This window comes from Streptomyces sp. NPDC004561 (genome assembly GCF_053602155.1).
Map to the genome: position 1 here is coordinate 1 of NZ_JBSGDB010000819.1, position 2,194 is coordinate 2,194.

A 2,194-nucleotide genomic window follows, 5' to 3' on the forward strand; every position below is an offset into this window, starting at 1 on the left:
GTGGACGCCCGCGGCGGTGAGGAAGGCGTGGGCGGCGAGGCCCGTGCTGCCGAGGGCGGGCTGGGCGGCCCGGGTGTCGGTGAGCGCGGCCCGGCGGCGCTCGCGGGCGGTGTCGTCGAAGGCGGCCGGCGGGTGGACGACGTCGGCGTGGGCCGGGTGCAGATAGTGGCGCAGCTCGGGCAGGGCGACCAGGAGGCCGGCGAGCATGCCGGTCCGCTGACTGCCCTGGCCCGGGAAGAGGAAGGCCACCCTGCCGTCCACCGGGTCCTCTAGGTGGATCCCGGCGGCCGGATCGTGCTCCCCGGCGAGAACGCGCCGCAACTGCCCGGTCAGTTCCCCGACGTCGCGGGCCACGACCGCCGCCCGTACCGGTTCGTGCGAGGTGTCGGCGCGGCGGGCCGCGGCGAGGGCGAGGTCGCGCAGGCGCCAGGGGTGTCCTTCGGTCTCGGCGGCCCGCAGGATCTCCGCCGCCTCCCGGTGGGCCGCCGCCGTGTCCCGGCCCCGGAACAGGAACAGTTCGGCGGGCCAGGCGTCCAGGCTCTGGCGGGGCGGTACGGCGTCGCCGTGGGCCGCGAGCACGGCGTGGAAGTTGGTGCCGCCGAAGCCGAACGCGCTGACCCCGGCGAAGCGTTCCGCGGCCGGTGCCGTCCAGGGCCGGGCGCGGCGGTGGAAGGCGAACGGGCTGCCGTCCTCGGTCCAGGCGGGGTTGGGCCGTTCCAGGTGCAGGGTGGGCGGTGTGACCCCGGTGTACAGCGCGAGGGTCGTCTTGATCAGGCCGGCCAGTCCGGCGGCGCACTTGGTGTGCCCGATCTGCGACTTGACCGAGCCGAGCGCGCAGCCGCCGGCCCGGGCGCCCGCCTCGGTGAACACCTCGCCGAGTACGGCCAGTTCGGTGCGGTCGCCGACGACGGTGCCGGTGCCGTGCGCCTCGACGAGGCTCACCTGGGCGGGTGAGACCCCGGCGTTGCGGTAGGCGCGCCGCAGCGCGGCCCGCTGGCCTTCGGGACGGGGCGCGGTCAGGCCGAGGGAGCGGCCGTCGCTGGCGGAGCCGAGGCCCTTGACCACGCCGTAGACGCGGTCGCCGGCGCGTTCGGCGTCCGCGAGCCGTTTGAGGACCAGGCAGGCCACGCCCTCACCGAGGGCGATGCCGTCGGCCCCGGAGTCGAAGGCCCGGGAGCGTCCGGTCGGGGAGAGCGCGTGGACGGAGGAGAACAGGACGTAGTCGTTGATGCCGTTGTGCAGGTCGGCGCCGCCGCACAGGACAACGTCGCTGGTGCCGGAGAGGAGTTCCTTGCAGGCCACGTCGAGGGCGGCGAGGGAGGAGGCGCACGCGGCGTCGACGGTGTAGTTGGCGCCGCCGAGGTCGAGGCGGTTGGCGATCCGGCCGGAGATGACGTTGGCGAGCATGCCGGGGAAGGAGTCCTCGGTCAGCCGGGGCAGTTGCCCGTCCAGTCCTTCGGGCACGGCGCCGTAGTACGACGGGAGCACGGCGCGCAGGGTGACGGCGTTGGACAGGTCGCTGCCCGCCTCGGCGCCGAAGACGACGGCGGTGCGCGAGCGGTCGAACTCCCTTCCGCCCTCGCCGTATCCGGCGTCCTCCAGCGCCCGGCGCGCCGCTTCCAGGGACAGCAGCTGGACGGGTTCGATGCTGCCGAGGGAGGCGGGCGGGATGCCGTAGCGCAGCGGGTCGAAGGGGATGGCGGGCAGGAAGCCGCCCCATTTGGAGGCCGTACTGCCCGCGGTGTGATGCACGGCGGGGTCCCAGCGGTCGGCGGGCACCTCGGTGACGGCGTCGCGTCCGGCGACGATGTTCGCCCAGAAGGTGGCGAGGTCGGGGGCCTGCGGGAACATGCAGGCCATGCCGACGATCGCGATGTCGAGCGGTGCGGGCGGCTCCGGTTCGGTGGTGGGGCGGGGGGCGAGCCGCAGGGTGCGCGCCGCGAGGAAGTCGGCGGCGCCGTCGGTCACCGAGCGGTGCAGGGCGGCGAGGGTGGTGGGCGACGAGCGCAGCACGGCGACCTCGCCCGCCATGAACATCCCGTCGGAGAGCTGCCGTTCCTCGTCGACTGCTCGCAGCTCGCCGTCGTCCGACCGCTCCACGCCCACAGCGACCAGGGAGCGCAATCGGCGGCCTCGAACTACGCCGTGGCATTGGGTTCGACGGGCATGTTCAAGAAGGACAGCCGCCACGCAC

Annotated in this window: 1 pseudogene; it reads right to left on the reverse strand. The window is 74.7% G+C overall.

The features are described 5' to 3' along the window. Window positions 1-2,127: pseudogene (locus ACWEN3_RS45695) on the reverse strand (beta-ketoacyl synthase N-terminal-like domain-containing protein); the annotation flags it as partial. Window positions 2,128-2,194: the final 67 nt, after the last annotated feature.